Genomic DNA, 18,493 nt, shown 5'->3' on the forward strand with positions numbered 1-18,493 from the left:
TTGCCTGTCGCTGAGGATCGTCAATCGACCCGCGATATTTGCACCTAAGGACCAAACCCATGACCGAACCACGCGTTTTGATCTCGGATAAGATCAGCCAAGCCGCTATTGATATTTTCAAGAACCGCAATGTCGCCGTCGATTATAAGCCCGGCATGACCAAGGATGAGCTGATCGCTTGCATTGGCGATTATGATGGCTTGGCCATCCGCTCGGCCACCAAAGTCGATGCCGACGTTTTGGCCGCCGCAACCAAGCTGAAAGTCATTGGCCGCGCCGGCATTGGGGTCGACAATGTCGACATTCCAGCAGCAACTGCTCGCGGCGTCATCGTCATGAACACGCCGTTTGGCAATGCGATCACCACGGCAGAACATGCCATTGCCATGTTGTTCGCCGCCTCGCGCCAAATCGGCGCAGCCGACGCCTCCACCCAAGCCGGCAAGTGGGAAAAGAACCGGTTCAACGGGGTCGAGCTTTACGCCAAGACCTTGGGTGTGATCGGCTGCGGCAATATCGGCTCCATCGTCGCTGACCGTGCCTTGGGCCTGAAGATGAAAGTCGTCGCCTATGACCCATTCCTCAGCCACGAGCGTGCGGTTGAGATTGGTGTGGAAAAGGTTGAGTTGGACGAGTTGTTGGCGCGCGCAGACGCCATCACCATGCACGTACCTTTGACGCCAACGACCCGCAATGTTTTGTCGGCTGAAAACCTCGCCAAAACGAAAAAGGGCGTGATCATCGTCAATTGCGCACGCGGTGGCTTGGTCGACGAAGCAGCCTTGGCTGAGCATCTGAAGACGGGCCGTGTGGGGGCTGCTGCCTTTGACGTGTTCGCCGAAGAGCCTGCAACCAGCAACGTGCTGTTCGGTTGCCCGAACTTCACCGCCACGCCGCACTTGGGGGCTTCCACCACCGAAGCACAAGAAAATGTCGCGCTGCAAGTAGCCGAACAAATCGCGGACTATGTTCTGACGGGTGCTGTCACCAATGCGCTCAACACCGCATCAGTCACCGCCGAAGAAGCACCAAAGCTGAAACCCTTTATCGCGCTGTGCGAAAAGCTCGGTGCCTTTGCTGGTCAAATCGTCGATGACGGTTTGGAAGCCATTGAAGTCGAGTATGAGGGCGAAGTCACAGGCCTCAATATCAAGCCATTGACCGCCTCGCTGCTGGCCGGAATCTTGAAGCCGCTCCTGGCCGATATCAATATGGTCAGTGCACCGACGATCCTGAAAGATCGTGGTACACCGTTCAGCGAATCCAAGCGCGACCTCTCGCCCACCTATGACAGCTTGATCCGGGTGAAGGTGCAAACCGGCGGCAAATGGCGTACGGTTGCAGGGGCAGTTATCGGCGGACAGCCCCGCATCACCGAAGTCAAAGGCATGGCGTTTGAAGCCGCCTTCCATACCCGCATGTTGTTCATCAATAACTCCGACACCCCGGGCTTTATTGGCGCTTTGGGCACCATGCTTGGCACTGCGGGCATCAATATCGCCACCTTCAATCTGGGTCGTGTGGCCGAAGGCGAAGATGCCATTGCTTTGGTTGGTATCGACCAATCGGTGCCAGCCGCGCTTCAAGCAGAGCTCAAAGCCCTGCCACAAGTGCGCTATGTGAAAGTGCTTGAGTTCGTTTGATCGGCCAAAAATTGGGCACCAACCGCGCTTGGCTGGTGCCCAATTAACCTGAAATCGTCGCGTGATCGTCATGGTACGGACACGGGACTGTCGCCAAATCGCTTTATCGCCCCGAAGCTACGCAACCGGGGTGTTGGCAAATGAGTAAAGCAAGCGCATGGAAGAGGTCATTGGAGGTTACCATGGCCCTTACCCGTCGAGCTGCCCTGACATCGGGCGCATTTGTTGCTGCTGCGTGCACCGCTTCTGCCGCGGCTGCTGAACAAGCCCTGTTTGCCCACGGCGTTGCCAGTGGCGATCCATTGACCACCCAAGTGATCATCTGGACGCGGGTCAGCCCTAGCATTCCGGGCAGTGACGTGACGGTGACGTGGAAAGTCGCCACAGATTCAGCACTGACCCATGTCATCAAGCGCGGCAGCGTCAAAACAGGCCCCAGCCGCGACCACACGGTGAAGGTTGATGTCACGGGTCTGAAGCCCGGCACCATCTATTATTACGGCTTCTCCGTCGGGACCGAAACTTCCACCATTGGCCGTACCCAGACGGCCCCGGCAACAGGTGGTGAGCGATTGAATATCGCGCTCGTGTCTTGCTCCAACTTCCCCGCTGGCTGGTTTAACGCCTATCAAGCCATTGCGCGACGTGGCGATGTCGATTTGGTCCTGCATGTCGGCGATTACATCTATGAATATGGCCCCGGTGAATATGCCACTGAATGGGGTAAGACGGTCGGGCGGGTCCCGCAGCCGCCAAAAGAAATTACGACATTGGCCGATTACCGCCAGCGCTATGCCCAATATCGCACCGATCCCGACCTTCAGGCCGCTCATGCTTGCGCGCCTTGGATGGTAACGTGGGACGATCATGAGACGTCGAATGACGCCTATAAGGACGGGGCAGAAAATCATAATCCGGCAACGGAAGGTCCTTGGAACCTGCGCAAGGCTGCTGCCCTTCAGGCCTATTATGAGTGGATGCCCTTGCGCAATCCGGCTCCCGGGAAGTCGTTTGAAGCCATCAATCGTACCTTTGAGTGGGGCGATCTGGCGACCATCGTGATGCTGGAAACCCGCGTCATGGCGCGCACCTTCCAATTGGATTATGAAACGGATCTTGAACTTGGCCTATTTGATGTCACCTCTGGCCAGCCTGTCAAAATCACCGATCCAGCGCGCCTTTCAAGCTTAGACTCGCGCAATCTGCCGCAAGGCGTGATGGCGCTGCCCGATGTGGCAGGCTTTAAAGCCAAAAAGCTAAATGATCCCAACCGTGAAATGTTGGGTGCGAGCCAACAGGCTTGGCTGGCAGAAGCGCTGACGAAGTCCGTAAAGGCCGGCAAGAAGTGGCAGGTCTTGGGCAATCAGGTGATTATGGGTCGCGTCACCTCGCCCAATTTCAACGCAGGGCTTCCGCCAAAGGTTCTCGAAGCGGTTGCCAAAGCGCGCCCACAGACCAAGGCCTTTTTTGAGCTCTCGCAATTTGACGTGCCCTTCAATCTCGACGCGTGGGATGGTTATCCTGCAGCGCGCGAGCGTCTCTATGCCTCTGCCAAGGAGGCTGGCGCGCGCCTGATCGTCTGTACGGGCGATACACACGCCGCTTGGGCCAATACGTTGAAAGATGCCGGGGGCGAAGTTCGCGGTGTGGAGTTTGGCGGTACATCTGTGACAAGCCCAAGCATCGCAGACACCTTTGCCAATTTCGGCTTAGAAGGGGCTGCCCTAAACGAGTTGATCACCCGCGCCAATCCCGAAGTCGAATGGCATGACGAGACCAAGCGCGGCTATACCTTGGTGAGCATCACGCCAGACAGCGTGCGCGGCGATTTCATGGAATTGGATACGGTGAAGTCCAAGACCTTCCTCGTCACCAAGGCCACCAGTTGGGAAACCACCTATGGGCCGAAGCCGATGGGGCTGGTCGCGGTCTGAAGGGCTGCGCGCGTAAATAAAGGCAACCTCTTGTCAGGGCGTTCAAACAGGCCCTAGATGGGGGCATGAGCTTTGAATCTTCCACCCATCCATTGCCGCGCCGAGCGCCCAAGATCTGGTTTGAGCGGCGTGAATTTGATGTAATCCTTAACCTCTATGGGCGCGGCCAAATGGCGGGTGAATGGCGCGACTATGCCATTGATGATGGTCCTGATGCTGTGACCTTCTCAATCTTTCGCCGGGCTAGCGAGAACCCGCTGTGCCGGATTGAGAAGCGCCCGGCTTTGGCCTCCAAACAAGGCCAGTGGAGTGTGTTGGGCTCCGCTGGCCAAGTCTTGAAGCGCGGCCATGAACTGGCCGCGACATTGGATGTGTTGGAGCGCAAACTACTGAAAGTCGTGCGCACCTAAAGTTTGCAGGGACTCTAGCGCTTCCGCCGTGCCGTCCAAGCCATCAGGAAATTGCGGCCATCTGACAGGGTTTGCCCCTGAATGATTGCGTTGGCGCGCAAGCGGCCGGAATGCCAGTAAGCCCCAGACAAATCGGCGGTGCGGCCGGCAAACACGATCTCATTTCCCTTAATCGTATATCGGCCATTTTGGATCTCGCTGCCATAGAACGTGCCTTTGAAAGTCCCGGCTGTGACTTCTGTGACGACAAATTCGGTCTTGCTCGGCTCTGCATTTGGGTCGCTATAGAGCGAGACATCCCATGTGCCGATGAGAGCGGACGGGGTTGGGGCCACGTCGACCTTTTCGTCCATCTCATTGACATTAATGCTGACGCATCCGCCCAATGCACTTGCCAGCACCAGCGCTGCTGCCGCACCCAATTTGAGTTTCATCTTGATTTCCCCAGTTTCAGATCGTCCCACCCAAGTCCTGCCAGAAGCCTCTGTGGCGGGCCAGTTAAATGCTGGTAAGGTTCTGGTGGGGGCTAAATCCGCTTCCAAAATATCGTCGTGGGGGCAAGTTCGCCATCGGGCGTCAAAGCATAATCTGGCAAGGGCGGCAGGGGGCTATAGCCCGCTTTTCGATACAGGTGTTCAGCGGCAGAGCCTGTCTGGGTGTCCAGCATCAAGAGAGACTTGCCAGCAAGCCGTGCCCGATCTTCGGCCGCCTCCAATAAGCGCATACCAAGGCCCAATTGGCGCACCCGTGTGTGCACGATCATTTTCGAGATTTCGCCCCGATGAGGCTGGTTCTGCGGCATATCTAGGACGACTTGCACCGTGCCCAAGATCGCGCCTTCAATCTCGGCGACCAACAAGGCCTTATCGCCCGCTTGGACCGCTTTGGACACGCTTTCCCAATAGGTCCTCGCCCGTGCTTCGTCCAAGGGCTTTAGAAAGCCTAATGACGCGCCACCCTCAACCGCATCGATCAGAAGCGCACACAAATCCGCCAACTGGTGTGGGTCTGGCGCCTCGGTCACCGCCCTGATTTGCATCAAGAAAAACCTCTCCCACCCGTGGCGAGGCCGCGAGACTTGATATCGGCCAAGGTCTGATCCCAATAATGCTCGTGATAATGACCCGCGATCTCCACGGCGGTGGTGAACCACACCTCATCCTTGTGCGAGGTGATATAGCTCAAGGCCCGCTCAAACGCTTTGATCCGGTGGCTTTGGCTGACCAGATAGGCATGCAGCGGGATGCACATCACGGTGCCGCTGTCGCCGCCTTCCTCCAGCAATTGGTCGAAATGGCGCATCAAGACGTCTGCATAACGCTCCGCACTCATGGCGAGCGCGCCATAGGTGATGACGTCATTGACCTCGAGCGAATAGGGCATGCTCATCAGCTTGCCCGTTTTGGTTTTGATCGGCTGGGGTTGGTCGTCTTGGAAGAGATCGCAGGTATACCAGAAGTCATATTCGGCAATGAGGTCGAGCGTGCGCTCGGTATGGGTCAGGGCAGGGGCCAAATAGCCGCGAATGCGTTGCCCCGTAGCGGCCTGAACGGTGGCGATGGAATCCTCCAACACCGCGCGCTCTTGGGCCTCATCCATCTCATAGGAATAGCGCGTGTTATAAATGCCGTGCGAGAAAAACTCCCACTTACGTTCCACGCACGCCTCAATGATTTCTGGGCAATGCTGACACATAGCGACATTGAGTGAGATGGAGCCGCGCAACTCATGCCGGTCCAGCATCTCCATCAGCCGTTGATGACCGACCCGATTGCCCCAATCGCGCTGCGAATAGCCCACGACATCGGGCGAAGGCTTTGGCCAGCCCGGCCGCTTTGGGTTCACCGGCGGCATGAATTCATAGTATTCAATATTGGGCGCGATCCAGAAGGCCAGCTTCTTCTTCTCGGGCCAGATGATTTTCGGCCGGTTTAAATAGGGCCAGTCGTCGTAAAGATTGGGATCGGCGTGCATCGCACAAGTTTGCGCGACCTGTTGGGGGAAGGCAAGGGCAAACCAGCCTCCTTTGTTCAGCTATTGAGGTGGAGTAGCCCCTTCAGTCCCTCCGGGACAGCTTCCCCATAAATGGGGAAGCGTTTCCGGCCTGCCGCTTCCCCATTTATGGGGAAGCTCCGCCGAAGGCGGTGAAGGGGTTATCATTCAGGGATGACAGCCAGTCCAACACGCCCCTATACTCCGCCTAGAACAAATTCTTGGGAGACTAAAGCATGCCCCAATCAAGTCAGAATTCGCGCCGTACGGTTTTAGGGGCTTTGGCGGCCAGTGCGGCGGTGCCGTTTCTGCCAAGCGCCAGCTATGCCAAGGGGCAGACGGGGGCCGATGCCCACTTTGCCAAGATTGCTGCGGACTGGCTCGACCAATCGATGCGGCTAAGTCCTGTTTCGGCGACTTGGACTGGCGATCACCGCTTTGACCATTTGCTGAATGACTATACGCCCAAAGGCCGTGCCGCCTCTTTGAGTTTCGCCAAGGCGACATTGGCGCGTGTGAAGGCGCTGTCGAAATCAAGCCTGTCGCGCGCCAATCAGGTTGATCATGCGCTGTTGGCCAATGCGCTGGAAGCGCAAATCTGGACGAGCGAGACGTTGGAAGATTGGGCGTGGAACCCGCTGGTTTGGCAAGATGCGGCGGGTAGCGCGCTTTATACGTTGATGGCGCGTGATTTTGCGCCACTGCCTCAGCGCTTAAACCATGTGACCGCGCGCCTGAAACTTTTGCCGGGTTTTTTGGCGACGGCGCGCGCCAATCTTGTCCCCGCGCGCGTGCCGACCCCCCATGCTGTGACCTATGCCGCGCAAAATCAGGGTTTGAAGTCTATCATCACCGATATGATTGAGCCTGCGAAGGGCGCGCTTAAAGGCGTAGAGCTTGACGCGCTCAATGCGGCAATCAGGGATTTCCTCACCGCTGTCGATACGCACCAAAGCTGGATCGATCAGACTTTGGTGCCGGCTGCTAAAGCAGACTTCCGTGCGGGTGCCGCCCGCTTTGACAAGCAATTGGCCTATACGCTTCTATCGCCCTTATCGCGGCAAGAGATACGTCGTCGGGCAGAGCAAGCGGTGCGCGACGTGCGCTCTGATATGTATGCCGTTTCGGTGCAAGCCCTGACCGGGCGGCCTGATGCCCCGCCTTTGCCCCAAAACCCCAGCCCAGCAGAACAGCAAAAGGCCATTCGTGCCGCCCTTGATCTGGCCGCAGCAGATCGACCTGCGCGGAACAAATTGGTGGAAGTAGCCACCGAAGCCACCGAAATTGCGCGCAAATTTGTGGCGCAAAAGGATTTGATCACTTTGCCGAATGGACCTGTCCGCATCATCCTGATGCCGGAATTCCAGCGCGGCTTCTCAGTTGCTTATTGCGATAGTCCGGGCCCGCTGGAAAAGCACTTGGATACTTTCTATGCCGTCTCGCCGATCCCCGACGACTGGACCGAAGAACAAGCCATCTCGTTTACCCGCGAATATAATCGTCGGGGCATTCAAGACATTGCGGTCCACGAAGCCATGCCCGGCCATTATGTCCAGATTTTCCACGCCAATTCCTACCCCTCCGTCCTGCGCGCCGTTTTAAGCTCGGGCAGCTTTGTGGAAGGCTGGGCGGTCTATGCCGAGACGGTGATGGTCGAAGAAGGCTTTATGGCCGATGATCCGCTTTATCGCTTGACCCAATTGAAAGTGCTGTTGCGCACCATCACTAATGCGATCATCGACCAAGGCATTCATGTCGATGGCTGGAGTGAAGCCCAAGTCATGACTTTCCTGACCGAAACGGCTTTTCAAGAAGAACGCGAAGCCGCCGGCAAATGGCGGCGCGCGCAATTATCCGTCACCCAGCTATCCACCTATTTCGTCGGATTCTCGGAGCATATGGAAGCCCGCGCCGCCGCCAAGGCCAAGCAAGGCGCGGCCTTTAAGCTTAAGGCTTATCATGATGGGATATTGGGCTTCGGCTCACCGCCTGTGCGCTATGCCCGCGCTTTGTTGTTGGATGAGGCGATTGGGTGAGGGGCCCGTCTAGGAGTTGAACTTTGGGAGTTGATAAAGTGTCAGTTTCATACAAATACTTGCCCAAACTCCAATTTGAGCCCTACTTACCGATTACGAAGGGGCAAATTTTGGAAGTGCAGGCCTCTTTAGTTTTGGGGGCACCGAGTTCTTTTTTTCGCTTAGATGACGCTCCAGAGTATATGCAACAAACTTTGGAGAGCACCATCTATCAGCTACATGCGGGTGTTGATTTGGTGTTCCGGAAAGAACGTCATGCTCAAGCGAGAGAGCAAATGCATGAGATCATCCGAAAGGCCTATTACACTTTCAAGGACGGTTCCGTACATGATGGTCGTTCGCTGGGCTTTGAACTTGAAGACTTGATAAGAGACACCAAGCAGTAAGAAGATCTGTGCTGTTTGAGGCCCTTCTAACTCAGAACGCCTTTGCCGCAGGCTGTGCCTTGGCAAAGGCTAAAGTCGATTGTCAGCGCGCAAGATGGGGCGTCAAGGGGTAAAATCGACTTCGTCGACGCGCGAAGCGCGCCCCTTGACCCCCCAGCTTTCGCAACAAGAATGGTCCGACGGCTCTGATGCGAGCACAGCGAGGCGTAGAGCCGTTCCAAGTGTTCCTTATGCAAAGGGGAGAGAACTTAGTCTCGGTGGACCCTCACCCCCGCCCAGCAAACCAGGCGTCAATCTCCGCGACGCCCACCACATCGGCATATTTCAACAACAAGTCCGTCAAATTGGCGAAGTGATAGCTTTCGTGCTTATCGGCCACACATTCTTCCACCACGATGGAGCGATAGCCGTGGCTGAGGCTATCCACCGCCGTGGCACGCACGCAGCCCGATGTTGAGCCGCCGGTGATCACCAGCGTGTCGACCTTATGCCAGACGAGATAGCTTGCAAGTTGGGTCTCAAAAAAAGCCGATGGCATCCGCTTGGTATAGGTAAGGTCGACATTATGATCGATTTCGCAGCGGGGGTCGAACTGGTGGCGCTCGCTCTCATATTTGATGTTTTGCAAGCTGTCGGGCGTATTGGTGCGCGTGCCCCAAACGCCTGCATCGCCTGCGTCAGGCTTATAGGCCACACGGGTCCAGATGACGGGCATGCCAGCGGCCCGCGCCAAGGCGCTGATGCGATTGGTATGCTCAATCTGACGCGGATCGGTCACGTAAGAGGTGTTGGGGAATAAATCAGGCCGCGTATAGGCCTGTTGGAAGTCGATATTGACGATGGCGAGCTTGGCACCAATGCCAAATTTGGCTCGATTTGGATTGGCCTTAACCCGCGCATACATTTGCCGCGCGGTCAGGTCTTCACACACCATAGTTGGTTCAAACGAGAGTGGGGGCTGGGCCATGGAATGCTCCTAAGGTTTAAGTCAGACGTTTTTGACCGCGCGGGCGACAGAAGGCTGTGGAAAGCCTGCATCGCCAAAGGTCGCGGCAATGGCTTTGTGCGTGTCATACACCACCTGCCAATAATGATCATTATGGCAGAAGGGGCGGACCAAAAGCTTGGGGCCAGATTCTGTAAATTCAATGATCTCAATCACTGGTGCCGGGTTTGCGATCACGTTGGGAATGGCTGCCACCGACTTGAGCAGCAAAGCCATTGCGTCATCGGGGCTGACGCTGGCGGCCAATTGCACGCGCAAATCTACCGCCCGATAGGGATTGGCTGAGTAATTCTGAATAATGGCGGTGGAGACCGCATTATTGCCAATGATGGTGCGTACATTTTCTAGCGTATTGAGCGTCGTCGCAAACATGCCGATCTCGGTAACCGTGCCTGTGACCCCAGCTGCTGTAATGAAGTCGCCTACTTTGAATGGCTTAAACAGGATCAGGAAAACACCTGCCGCGAAATTGGCCAATAGTCCCGACCAAGCCGCCCCAACGGCTAGGCCTGCCGCCGCCACCAAGGCTGCCAAGCTGGTTGTCTCAATGCCAAAGACATTGAGGATCGCGATGACCAGAAAGATGTTGAGGCCAATGGTGACGATGGAGCCGATCCATGTCTTGATCGTGCGATCCATCGCATTGTGAAGTAAGGCGCGCGTAATGGCCCGACCGATCAAGCCAATCACCCAGCGGCCAATGAACCAAAGGGCAATTGCGCCCATTGCTTTCAAACCGAGATTGACGGCGGTTTCCATGCCCGTCTTGACGAGTGTGGGCAAAATATCGGTTTCAATCTGGGTCATGAGGGGAGGGTCCTAGCCAAATCGCCATCTTGGATGAAATCCTAGGCCAATTTCGGGGTTTTGGCTGGAGGGTCAAGCGAGCGCGACAGAGATCTGCCGCGCCCACCCGGAATTGCTACTTCTTGGAGCCGAAAAGACCGCCCAAAGCATTCTTGGCCATGTCGGTCAAGTCGTTGACGGGATTGCCATCGCCGTCCTTGTCGAGGCTGGCGACCATGCCCGACAGGGGGGTGTCTTTCAGCTTGCCTAGCATGTCGCCAACAAAAGTTTGCGCCGCTCCTGTCAATTCGGCAGCCTTTGCGCTGAGGCTGGTGGAGAGGCCTGCGGCCACACCTTGCACTTGCTCCAGCGGCAGGCCGGTTTTTTCTGCGATGATCTGGGCAGAACCCATGATATCGCCACCGCTTTCCTTGGCATGGGCCAACAGGTCAGCCGCTAGGCTTTGGGCGCGTTCGGCTTCAAGGCCGACTTTGTCGCCGAGGGTTTTGAGGAAATCGGCACCGCCGACTTTGGTGAGTAATTCTTGAACATTAAACGACATTTGGCTTCTCCTCAAAGTGAAAGCGCCGTTAGTTTACGGGCAAAACCGCCTTAAGGCCATGGCACGACGGCTTGATGACACAGGCAAAACTTCCACCAAATGCCACCTTACTTGTGGGCATCCACATAAGCTTTGAGGACTTGCTGCATTTTCTTGATATGTCCCTTGCCACCACTTTGCGCGACGAAGAAGTCATAGACCTCTGCTTGCAGGCGTAAATGCACGGATTTCCGACCCTGCGGTTCAACCAAGACGGCATCCGCCCAGAAGTCGGGGCCGAGGGAGGGGCCAATGGGTGCGTCTTCGCGTGTTCGGGTTTCGCCACGATCACGTTTGGCTCGTGCCGCTTCCAGAGACATACGCACGAAAGAGTTCACGCTCATCCGCTCCACCTTTCCAAGCGCTTATTAGGCGCAATGAATTGCCGCGTTGGGTATGGACGACGACAAAACAATCATCGTCTACTAAGCCAATCGATCGAACGCGTACTTCACCATAATCGCGTCGCCGATCGACAGCAGATAGGACATCATTCTCAAAGATTAGAATAGCATCGACGAAATCTACGCCATGCTTGTTCAGATTCAGTCGGTATTTCTCGTCATCCCACTCAAATTCCATCGGCGTAACCGTAAGTGCCGGTCTTCTCGCCAAGGTGACAAATTGACCCCCGTGTGGCCGCACAATTGGTTACGCTGACCCATCAGCATGGCCTTTGGCTGATGGGATACAGACTAAACGCCGTCAAAATAATCCATACACATTTTGTGTACACAAATCAAGTCAAATCTCACCCCGCGCCGCCAACGGTTAGGCCGCCGATGCGCAAGGTGGGTTGGCCGACGCCGACGGGGACGGATTGGCCGGCCTTGCCGCAAGTGCCGACACCATTATCCAGCGCCGCATCATTGCCAATCATCGAGATTTTGGTGAGCGAGGTTGGGCCGTCACCAATCAGGCTGGCACCTTTGACGGGCGCAATAATCTTCCCATTCTCAACCAGATAGGCCTCAGTACATTGGAAGACGAACTTGCCAGAGGTGATGTCGACCGAGCCACCACCAAAATTGGTGGCATAAATGCCGCGCTTGAGGCTGGCGACAATCTCAGCCGGGTCCATCGAGCCGGATTCCATCGTCGTATTGGTCATGCGCGGCATGGGGCTGTGGGCATAGCTTTCGCGGCGGCCATTGCCGGTGGGCGCAACGCCCATCAGGCGTGCATTCATCCGATCTTGCAGATAGCCGACCAGAATGCCGTCTTCGATCAGAACGGTGCGCTGGGTTGGTGTGCCTTCGTCATCAATGGTTAAAGAACCTCGGCGGTTGGCCAAAGTGCCATCATCGACAACGGTGACGCCGGGCGAGGCGACGCGCTGGCCAATCATGCCAGCAAAAGCCGAGGTGCCCTTGCGGTTAAAATCGCCTTCAAGCCCATGACCTACCGCTTCATGCAAGAGGATACCGGGCCACCCAGGGCCTAAAACCACATCCATTTCGCCAGCGGGGGCGGGGATCGCGTCCAGATTGACCAAGGCGACGCGTAGCGCTTCATCGGCGAGAGCTTTGAGATGTCCCTCTTCGATCCATTGCGCATAATCGGCTCGGCCACCGGCACCCGCTGAGCCATTTTCGCGCCGACCATCTTTTTCAGCGGTGACAGAGACATTGACGCGCACCAAAGGCCGGGTGTCGGTGCGCACGTCACCATCGAGGCGCACAATGGCGATTTCTTTGCGGGAAGCGGCCAGCGACACAGAAACTTGAACAACTCGTGAGTCCTTGGCCCGCACATAGGCGTCAATCTCGGCCAAGGTCGCGATTTTGGCTTCAAAGCTGGGCGCAGAAAGCGGATCGCTGTCGCTGTAGAGCTTTGCATTGGTGCGGGCCGGGGCTTCTGCCAGCGTGCCAGAATGGCCGCGTTTGGCGATGCTAGCGGCGGCCGCAGCCCGCTTAAGCGAGGCGTTGGATAATTCGTTCGCATGGGCGTAACCAGCGGCTTCACCAGCAACCACCCGCAAACCAAAACCCTCATCTGAATCATAAGATGCTGATTTTAAACGACCATCATCCCACAAAAAGCTTTCGCCACGGGCGCGCTCCAGGAATAATTCCCCATCATCGGCATGGTGAAGAGCTTCTTTCAAGACCGCTTCCGAGCCAGCAGCTAGGGCCAATTCCGAAAGGGGGGCTAGGGTTTGCTCAATCGTCTGCTCAGTCATGGGTATTCCTTCCAACACGACTTAAGACTTAAGCAGTGTTGGCGGCAATGCAAACGAGGGATACAGCCAACCCGACTGCCTCGTCGGGCATCGCGTTTATCGCAATTCCTTTTGTCTTGAGCCGAATTTAGCAATTTTCCGCGTTTAAGCTGGGCGAATGAAACCAAAGCGAGCGGCTCGCCTACCGTAAAGGCACCTCAGGGCTTACTGAAAAGCATGGTGTTTCCAATGTGTCGCCCCACTTTCCCCCCGCCGCCTAGGCGTGTTATGGCCTTGTTTGATTAGGGCGACTCTTTGTTGCCCTGCGACAATTTGTACACATCGACGCGCGTGACAAATGGTCTCAGAGAGCTATTTCGGTTCGATGAGGCCACGTCATGTGGTTTGACGTGGTTAAGGGGAGCATCATATGCGTCGTTGGCAATCGGCAGGATTGGCTGGATTGATCACTGCGGCATCGGCCGCTGGGTTTGCTTGGGCAGATCAGCCCGTCGATAAGGGCTATTCACTCCAGGCTCCAGTTACGGAAGTCGCACGGGACATCACTTTCTTTCATGATGCGATCCTGTTGCCGATCATCGTTCTGATCTCGCTGTTTGTGGCGGGTCTTCTGGCTTATTGCGTCATCCGCTTTAACAAGCAGGCAAATCCAGTGCCTGCGAAGTTCACGCACAATACCACGATCGAAATTGTGTGGACCTTGATCCCCGTTTTGATCTTGGTTGGTATTTCGGCCTTCTCGTTCCCATTGTTGTACAAAGAAGACCAAACACCTGCGAAGTACGACATGACATTGAAGGTCACCGGGCACCAATGGTATTGGAGCTATGAATATGCCGATGCGGAAGGTGTCGGCTTTGACGCCAACATGTTGCCGCAGGACGAGGCGAAAGCCGCTGGCAAGCCCTACCTCTTGGGCACGGACAATGCAGTCGTCGTCCCCGTTGGCAAAGTTGTTCGCGTGCAGATCACCGCATCTGACGTGATCCACTCTTGGGCCATGCCATCGTTTGGCGTGAAAATGGATGCTGTTCCTGGCCGTTTGAATGAAGCTTGGTTCCGCGTGGATAAGCCCGGCCTCTATTATGGCCAGTGCTCTGAAATCTGCGGCGTGAAGCACGCTTACATGCCAATCGAAATCAAAGCCGTACCTCAGGCTGAATTTGATGCGTGGATTGCCTCGCAAAAGTCGGCTGATGCTGGCTCGACCAATCCTGCAGCCGCCCAGTTCGCGGCTACCCCAACTTCCACGGCCGCTTCGGCCCAAGCCAATTAAATCTCAGGGACATACTGAACATGGCAAGCACTGCTGCTCATCTTGAAGCCCCCGCGATGGCGGACTTGAGCGACCGCCCATCGGTCTTCAATCCCATGCGTTGGCTGTTGTCGACCAACCACAAAGACATTGGCACCATGTATCTGGTCTTCGCGATTTTCGCAGGGATCTTTGGTGGCGCGCTGTCCGGCATGATCCGGATGGAGTTGATGGAACCCGGCCTGCAATATTTCGGCGTCGCCGGCGACCCAACTGCGCAAGGCCCTTGGGGCAATGCCCATAATTACAACGTGGTTGTCACCATGCACGGCCTGATCATGATCTTCTTCATGGTTATGCCTGCCATGATCGGCGGCTTTGGCAACTGGTTCGTGCCGCTGCAAATCGGCGCGCCAGACATGGCCTTCCCACGGATGAACAACATCTCCTTCTGGCTGTTGCCATTCTCCTTTGCTCTGGGTGCACTCTCCATGGTCGTCCCCGGCCAAGGTGCAGATCCTGGCTTCGGCGGTGGTTGGGTGCTTTATCCACCTTTGTCGACTTCGGGCCATAATGGTCCGTCGATGGACTTGTTGATCCTGTCGCTCCACATTGCTGGTATCAGCTCGATCCTCGGCGCGATCAACTTCATCACCACCATCTTCAACATGCGTGCGCCTGGCATGACCTTGCACAAGATGCCGCTGTTCGTGTGGTCGGTTTTGGTCACCGTTTGGCTGTTGTTGTTGTCCTTGCCGGTTCTGGCTGGTGCCATCACCATGTTGCTGACCGACCGTAACTTTGGCACGGGCTTCTTTGACCCTGCCCAAGGCGGCGACCCCATCATGTACCAGCACTTGTTCTGGTTCTTCGGTCACCCAGAAGTCTACATTCTGATCTTGCCAGGCTTTGGCATCATCAGCCACGTGGTTTCGACCTTCTCGAACAAGCCTGTGTTCGGCTATCTCGCAATGGCTTATGCCATGGTGGCCATCGGCTTCATCGGCTTCATCGTGTGGGCGCACCACATGTATACAGTCGGTATGGACGTTGATTTGAAAGCCTATTTCGTGGCTGCAACCATGATTATCGCGGTGCCAACCGGCATTAAGATCTTCTCGTGGATTGCGACCATGTGGGGCGGCTCCATCGACTTCAAAACCCCCATGCTTTGGGCGATTGGCTTCATCTTCCTGTTCACCGTCGGTGGTGTAACCGGGGTTGTTCTGGCCAATGCCGGTGTGGATACTGTGTTGCACGACACCTATTATGTGGTGGCACACTTCCACTATGTGTTGTCTTTGGGTGCGGTGTTCGCGATCTTTGCGGGCTTCTACTACTGGATCCCGAAGATGAGCGGCCTGAAATATTCCGAAGTGTTGGGTAATCTGCACTTCTGGGTGATGTTTGTGGGCGTGAACTTGATCTTCTTCCCGCAACACTTCTTGGGTCTGCAAGGCATGCCACGTCGCTATGTGGATTACCCAGAAGCATTCGCTTACTTCAACATGATCTCGTCCTACGGCTATTTCATCACCATTGCTGGTATGGGCATCTTCTTCATCATGTTGCTGGATATGTTCGTGCTGCGTCGTCGTCCTGCGGGCGCAAACCCATGGGGTCCAGCGGCCACCACTTTGGAGTGGACCTTGTCGTCGCCTCCGCCATTCCACCAATTCTCGGAACTTCCCAAGATTGAGGCAAAAGATCACCACTGATCCTAACCTCGGTACTTAACCGGACTTTACACGCTCCCGAAGGTCCTCTTCGGGGGCGTGTTTCGTAGAAAGCCATCATGACCGAAATCCCCGCTCAAAATCTGCCCGGCCAAAACCCCGGTGACGTTCAGCCCAAACGGCGTATTGCCGACTGGAAGGATTATCTCGACCTGATGAAGCCGCGCGTGATGTCGCTGGTGATCTTCACGGCGGTGGTCGGCTATGTCTGTGCACCGGGTGGCCACAACCCGATCCTTGGGGCTTTGGCGATTTTTGCCATTGCGATGGGGGCCGGGGCGGCAGGCGCGCTGAATATGTGGTATGATGCCGATATTGACGGCCTGATGAAGCGTACGCGCATGCGCCCTGTGCCAGCTGGCCTTGTCCATAAGGACGAAGCCTTGGCCATGGGCATTGTGATGAGCATTTTGTCGGTCTTGCTCTTAGCCTTGACCGCGAAGGGCTATTTGGCCGCAAGCCTGCTCGCCTTCACCATCTTTTTCTATGCCGTGGTTTATTCCATGTGGCTCAAGCGCTCGACCCCGCAAAACATCGTGATTGGTGGCCTTGCAGGGGCGTTGCCGCCTTTGGTGGCTTGGGCCGCTGCAACTGGCGACATGCCTTTGGACGCGTGGCTCTTGGTCGGTATCATCTTCTTCTGGACCCCGCCCCACTCTTGGGCTTTGGCCTTGTATAAGGCGGGCGACTATGCCTCGGCCAATGTGCCAATGATGCCAGTGGCCAAAGGCCCAGCCTCAACCCGCTTGCAGATTTTCCTCTATTCGATCGCCTTGGTGATCGTGGGTGTTCTTCCAGTCTGGACGGGTCTTGGTGGTCAGATTTACGCTTGGGTGTCGGTCTCGACAGGGCTGGTCTTCCTGCTGCTGGCTTGGCGGGTTTATCGTTCGCGCGCTGGCGATGCCGATGGTCGGGAAGAGGGCCGTGCGCTTTATTCCGATAAGCAGATCGACAACCGTCCTGCTCGCGACCTCTTCGCCTTTTCGTTACTTTACTTGACGGCGCTGTTTGCCGCATTGCTGGTCGAACATGGGTTCGGCCTGCATACACCCCTGTTCGGCTGAGGCTTTGGCCTTACGTTAAGCGCCACAGGGTTGTTCCACGACTGAGACTTTTTCACAGGTTTTGAAGGCACGTATGATGAACGACAAGACGCCCCTCGACCCAATCGCTGCCCGTAATCGCCGCAGTCTGGCGATTGCGATTTGCCTCTTTGGCTTTGTCGCCATTGTGTTTCTGGTCACCATGGTCCGCCTCCAAGGCCATGCGCTCAACAAGCCCTTTTAGGAGCGCGCTAAATGGCAATGACCAAGACAGCACGTTTCGGCTTGATCGCAGGTCTCGTACCTTTGGCCATGCTGGGTGCCTCTTATGCCGCAGTGCCGCTTTATCAGCTGTTTTGCCAGGTCACAGGCTATGGCGGCACCACGCAAGTCGCCACAGAAGCTGCCAGCAAAGTCCTGAACCGCACCATTCAAGTGCGCTTTGACGCCAATGTAGCGCCCGGCGTGCCTTGGTCGTTTAAGCCCGAAAAGCCTGTTGTGTCGCTAAAGCTCGGCGAGAATGGCCTGGCCTTCTACACGGTCAAAAATGAGTCCAATCGGCCCGTTACAGCGGTCGCGACCTATAATGTTACGCCACATAAGGTCGGCCCCTATTTCCAAAAGCTAGAATGCTTTTGCTTCCAAGACCGCACGCTGCAGCCGGGCGAAAGCATGGAATTGCCAGTGATCTTCTATGTCGATCCGTCTCTGGCTACCGACCGCAATGTCGATGAAGTCACAGAAGTCACCCTGTCTTACACGTTTTTTGAAGCAGGCGATAAACGGATCGAACAAGCACAAGCTGGTGGCGCGGATGCCCCGGTGACAAGACAGTGAAGGAAGCTGAAGTAAAACGGCTTTCTGTGGTTGCCTCTTTCGGCAAGAACGCGCTAAACGACTAGATGAACTTGGGGATTCCCGCGCCTATAGCGTCGGGACATAGTACAGGGCCAAAACATGGGTCACGCCGCCGTAAAACATGATTACCACCTCGTAGAGCCGAGCCCTTGGCCGGTTGTATCGTCACTGGCACTTTTCATTCTGGCCGTTGGTGCCGTTATCTTCATGAAGGGCTTCGTTGATGACCCATTGTCGGTCATCCAAGGCTATTTCGCCAATGAAGAAGCTGCCAAGGCTGCCTTAGCTGGCGGTTGGAAAGCCGTTGAAGCGGGCCTGCAAGCCAATGCGGGCTTCCAAGGCCTTGATCCTGCTTTGCAAGCCAAAACCATCGCCGACTTCAAAACGTCGCAGCAATGGTATTGGCTATTGGGCAAGGGCGACCCGATCCTTCTGGTCGGTGGCTTCCTCTTTACCCTTTATTGCATGGCTTCCTGGTGGGGCGATGTGATCAAGGAAAGCCACAAGGGCGATCATACGCCTGTCGTCGGCATTGGCCTGCGTTATGGCATGATCCTGTTCATTGCTTCAGAAGTCATGTTCTTCGTGGCTTGGTTCTGGATGTTCTTTGAAGTCGGCTTGTTTG

At 55.9% G+C, this 18,493-nt stretch carries 20 protein-coding genes; 11 read left to right on the top strand and 9 right to left on the bottom strand.

Features of this window, described 5'->3' with window-relative positions; translation table 11 throughout:
- The first annotated feature begins 59 nt into the window (after nt 1–59).
- The 3 genes from serA to ACOVRA_RS04315 all read left to right on the top strand — a co-directional run bounded on the left by serA (nt 60) and on the right by ACOVRA_RS04315 (nt 3,987).
- Nucleotides 60–1,643 carry a phosphoglycerate dehydrogenase gene (gene serA, locus ACOVRA_RS04305; protein WP_421719222.1) on the top strand — a complete coding sequence of 528 codons (1,584 nt, stop codon included), beginning with the start codon at nt 60–62 and terminating at the stop codon, nt 1,641–1,643.
- Nucleotides 1,644–1,825: 182 nt separating this feature from the next.
- The gene (locus tag ACOVRA_RS04310; RefSeq protein ID WP_421719223.1) at nt 1,826–3,577 is read left to right on the top strand and encodes an alkaline phosphatase D family protein; all 1,752 of its coding nucleotides are present in this window, start codon (nt 1,826–1,828) and stop codon (nt 3,575–3,577) included.
- Nucleotides 3,578–3,642: 65 nt separating this feature from the next.
- Nucleotides 3,643–3,987: a DUF2794 domain-containing protein gene (locus ACOVRA_RS04315; RefSeq protein ID WP_421719224.1), complete on the top strand. Its 345-nt coding sequence runs from the start codon at nt 3,643–3,645 to the stop codon at nt 3,985–3,987.
- Between the two features lie 14 nt (nt 3,988–4,001).
- On the opposite strand, the gene ACOVRA_RS04320 is transcribed toward ACOVRA_RS04315, so the two are convergent.
- The 3 genes from ACOVRA_RS04320 to ACOVRA_RS04330 form a co-directional block, all read right to left on the bottom strand.
- Entirely contained in the window at nt 4,002–4,421 is a 420-nt protein-coding gene (locus ACOVRA_RS04320) for a hypothetical protein (protein WP_421719225.1), read from the bottom strand.
- A gap of 92 nt (nt 4,422–4,513) precedes the next feature.
- Nucleotides 4,514–5,026 carry a GNAT family N-acetyltransferase gene (locus ACOVRA_RS04325; protein WP_421719226.1) on the bottom strand — a complete coding sequence of 171 codons (513 nt, stop codon included), beginning with the start codon at nt 5,024–5,026 and terminating at the stop codon, nt 4,514–4,516.
- Entirely contained in the window at nt 5,026–5,961 is a 936-nt protein-coding gene (locus ACOVRA_RS04330) for a polysaccharide deacetylase family protein (protein ID WP_421719227.1), read from the bottom strand. The genes ACOVRA_RS04325 and ACOVRA_RS04330 overlap by 1 nt, the downstream gene beginning before the upstream one ends.
- Before the next feature lie 254 nt (nt 5,962–6,215).
- On the opposite strand from ACOVRA_RS04330, the gene ACOVRA_RS04335 reads away from it, so the two are divergent.
- Together ACOVRA_RS04335 and ACOVRA_RS04340 are read left to right on the top strand one after the other, a co-directional pair.
- On the top strand, nt 6,216–8,015 hold the full coding sequence (locus ACOVRA_RS04335) for a DUF885 domain-containing protein (protein WP_421719228.1): 1,800 nt from the start codon (nt 6,216–6,218) through the stop codon (nt 8,013–8,015).
- A gap of 23 nt (nt 8,016–8,038) precedes the next feature.
- A complete protein-coding gene (locus tag ACOVRA_RS04340; protein WP_421719229.1) occupies nt 8,039–8,401 on the top strand; it encodes a hypothetical protein in 363 nt (120 codons plus the stop codon).
- A gap of 265 nt (nt 8,402–8,666) precedes the next feature.
- Here ACOVRA_RS04340 and ACOVRA_RS04345 read toward each other — a convergent pair whose 3' ends face one another.
- The 6 genes from ACOVRA_RS04345 to tldD all read right to left on the bottom strand — a co-directional run bounded on the left by ACOVRA_RS04345 (nt 8,667) and on the right by tldD (nt 12,976).
- Nucleotides 8,667–9,368 (bottom strand): isochorismatase family protein, encoded by a 702-nt coding sequence (locus tag ACOVRA_RS04345; RefSeq protein WP_421719230.1) that lies wholly within the window; start codon nt 9,366–9,368, stop codon nt 8,667–8,669.
- Nucleotides 9,369–9,389: 21 nt separating this feature from the next.
- A complete protein-coding gene (locus ACOVRA_RS04350; RefSeq protein ID WP_421719231.1) occupies nt 9,390–10,214 on the bottom strand; it encodes a mechanosensitive ion channel family protein in 825 nt (274 codons plus the stop codon).
- 115 nt (nt 10,215–10,329) lie between these two features.
- Nucleotides 10,330–10,755, bottom strand: a complete 426-nt coding sequence (locus tag ACOVRA_RS04355) for a hypothetical protein (protein ID WP_421719232.1) — start codon at nt 10,753–10,755, stop codon at nt 10,330–10,332.
- A 107-nt stretch (nt 10,756–10,862) separates the two neighbouring features.
- Nucleotides 10,863–11,138, bottom strand: coding sequence for a hypothetical protein (locus tag ACOVRA_RS04360; protein ID WP_421719233.1), 276 nt, complete (start codon nt 11,136–11,138; stop codon nt 10,863–10,865).
- Complete coding sequence (locus ACOVRA_RS04365) at nt 11,083–11,376, bottom strand: BrnT family toxin (protein ID WP_421719237.1); 294 nt, start codon at nt 11,374–11,376, stop codon at nt 11,083–11,085. The genes ACOVRA_RS04360 and ACOVRA_RS04365 overlap by 56 nt, the downstream gene beginning before the upstream one ends.
- 169 nt (nt 11,377–11,545) lie before the next feature.
- Complete coding sequence (gene tldD / locus ACOVRA_RS04370; RefSeq protein ID WP_290808350.1) at nt 11,546–12,976, bottom strand: metalloprotease TldD; 1,431 nt, start codon at nt 12,974–12,976, stop codon at nt 11,546–11,548.
- A gap of 409 nt (nt 12,977–13,385) precedes the next feature.
- On the opposite strand from tldD, the gene coxB reads away from it, so the two are divergent.
- The 6 genes from coxB to ACOVRA_RS04400 form a co-directional block, all read left to right on the top strand.
- Nucleotides 13,386–14,252 carry a cytochrome c oxidase subunit II gene (gene coxB, locus ACOVRA_RS04375; RefSeq protein ID WP_421719234.1) on the top strand — a complete coding sequence of 289 codons (867 nt, stop codon included), beginning with the start codon at nt 13,386–13,388 and terminating at the stop codon, nt 14,250–14,252.
- A gap of 56 nt (nt 14,253–14,308) precedes the next feature.
- Entirely contained in the window at nt 14,309–15,949 is a 1,641-nt protein-coding gene (ctaD, locus tag ACOVRA_RS04380; RefSeq protein ID WP_298231141.1) for a cytochrome c oxidase subunit I, read from the top strand.
- 77 nt (nt 15,950–16,026) lie between these two features.
- On the top strand, nt 16,027–17,031 hold the full coding sequence (locus ACOVRA_RS04385) for a heme o synthase (protein ID WP_421719235.1): 1,005 nt from the start codon (nt 16,027–16,029) through the stop codon (nt 17,029–17,031).
- A 73-nt stretch (nt 17,032–17,104) separates the two neighbouring features.
- The gene (locus ACOVRA_RS04390; RefSeq protein ID WP_290808342.1) at nt 17,105–17,254 is read left to right on the top strand and encodes a hypothetical protein; all 150 of its coding nucleotides are present in this window, start codon (nt 17,105–17,107) and stop codon (nt 17,252–17,254) included.
- An 11-nt stretch (nt 17,255–17,265) separates the two neighbouring features.
- Nucleotides 17,266–17,847 (top strand): cytochrome c oxidase assembly protein, encoded by a 582-nt coding sequence (locus ACOVRA_RS04395; protein ID WP_290808339.1) that lies wholly within the window; start codon nt 17,266–17,268, stop codon nt 17,845–17,847.
- A 120-nt stretch (nt 17,848–17,967) separates the two neighbouring features.
- The coding region (locus tag ACOVRA_RS04400; protein WP_421719236.1) for a cytochrome c oxidase subunit 3 at nt 17,968–18,493 on the top strand (526 nt) is incomplete at its 3' end.

The organism is Aquidulcibacter sp., from assembly GCF_049239865.1.
Classification (GTDB): Bacteria; Pseudomonadota; Alphaproteobacteria; order Caulobacterales; family Aquidulcibacteraceae; genus Aquidulcibacter.

Bases quoted from the DNA above. Each gene is read 5' to 3' on its own strand.
- ACOVRA_RS04330 (WP_421719227.1), bottom strand. From the start codon at position 5,961: ATGCACGCCGATCCCAATCTTTACGACGACTGGCCCTATTTAAACCGG.
- ACOVRA_RS04365 (WP_421719237.1), bottom strand. From the start codon at position 11,376: ATGGAATTTGAGTGGGATGACGAGAAATACCGACTGAATCTGAACAAG.
- ACOVRA_RS04355 (WP_421719232.1), bottom strand. From the start codon at position 10,755: ATGTCGTTTAATGTTCAAGAATTACTCACCAAAGTCGGCGGTGCCGAT.
- ACOVRA_RS04335 (WP_421719228.1), top strand. From the start codon at position 6,216: ATGCCCCAATCAAGTCAGAATTCGCGCCGTACGGTTTTAGGGGCTTTG.
- ACOVRA_RS04395 (WP_290808339.1), top strand. From the start codon at position 17,266: ATGGCAATGACCAAGACAGCACGTTTCGGCTTGATCGCAGGTCTCGTA.
- ACOVRA_RS04310 (WP_421719223.1), top strand. From the start codon at position 1,826: ATGGCCCTTACCCGTCGAGCTGCCCTGACATCGGGCGCATTTGTTGCT.
- tldD (WP_290808350.1), bottom strand. From the start codon at position 12,976: ATGACTGAGCAGACGATTGAGCAAACCCTAGCCCCCCTTTCGGAATTG.
- ACOVRA_RS04315 (WP_421719224.1), top strand. From the start codon at position 3,643: ATGAGCTTTGAATCTTCCACCCATCCATTGCCGCGCCGAGCGCCCAAG.
- ACOVRA_RS04320 (WP_421719225.1), bottom strand. From the start codon at position 4,421: ATGAAACTCAAATTGGGTGCGGCAGCAGCGCTGGTGCTGGCAAGTGCA.
- ACOVRA_RS04345 (WP_421719230.1), bottom strand. From the start codon at position 9,368: ATGGCCCAGCCCCCACTCTCGTTTGAACCAACTATGGTGTGTGAAGAC.
- ctaD (WP_298231141.1), top strand. From the start codon at position 14,309: ATGGCGGACTTGAGCGACCGCCCATCGGTCTTCAATCCCATGCGTTGG.
- coxB (WP_421719234.1), top strand. From the start codon at position 13,386: ATGCGTCGTTGGCAATCGGCAGGATTGGCTGGATTGATCACTGCGGCA.
- ACOVRA_RS04385 (WP_421719235.1), top strand. From the start codon at position 16,027: ATGACCGAAATCCCCGCTCAAAATCTGCCCGGCCAAAACCCCGGTGAC.
- ACOVRA_RS04360 (WP_421719233.1), bottom strand. From the start codon at position 11,138: ATGAGCGTGAACTCTTTCGTGCGTATGTCTCTGGAAGCGGCACGAGCC.
- ACOVRA_RS04325 (WP_421719226.1), bottom strand. From the start codon at position 5,026: ATGCAAATCAGGGCGGTGACCGAGGCGCCAGACCCACACCAGTTGGCG.
- ACOVRA_RS04390 (WP_290808342.1), top strand. From the start codon at position 17,105: ATGATGAACGACAAGACGCCCCTCGACCCAATCGCTGCCCGTAATCGC.
- serA (WP_421719222.1), top strand. From the start codon at position 60: ATGACCGAACCACGCGTTTTGATCTCGGATAAGATCAGCCAAGCCGCT.
- ACOVRA_RS04350 (WP_421719231.1), bottom strand. From the start codon at position 10,214: ATGACCCAGATTGAAACCGATATTTTGCCCACACTCGTCAAGACGGGC.